Consider the following 424-nt stretch of genomic DNA (forward strand, 5'->3'; position numbering starts at 1 on the left):
CTCGGCGTGCTCCGGGTTCATCGCGAGGACGCTGCTGTACCCCTTCGCGCCGCGGCCGGTGTCGAGGGCGAGCGCCGCGTCGAGGTAGAGCAGGTCCTCGTGCTCCGGGGCGACGGCGAGGCCCTGACGCACGAGGGTGCGCGCCCGGTCGTCGTCCCCGAGCCGCGACCACAGCCGCGCCGCCTGCGCGAGCCGGTCGGGGTCCTCGGCCGCTCGTGGGCCTACGGCCTCGCGCAGGAGGCGGCGCTGAAGATCCGCGAGGCGGCGCAGGCGTGGTCCGAGTCGTACCCGGCGCTCGACTACCGGCACGGGCCGGTCGCCGTCGCGACCGACGCGACGCTCGTGATCCTGCTGGGCGAGGACGACCCGGCGCTCGCCGACGACGTGCGGCGTACCGGCGCGACCGTCGTGCACCTCGAGGGGG

General features: G+C 76.7%; 1 pseudogene. It reads left to right on the forward strand.

Features of this window, described 5'->3' with window-relative positions:
- Positions 1-204: 204 nt before the first annotated feature.
- Positions 205-424, forward strand: a pseudogene (locus G3I78_RS52650) (sugar isomerase); the annotation flags it as partial.

Source organism: Streptomyces sp. SID13726, from assembly GCF_010548375.1.
Lineage (GTDB): Bacteria > Actinomycetota > Actinomycetes > Streptomycetales > Streptomycetaceae > Streptomyces.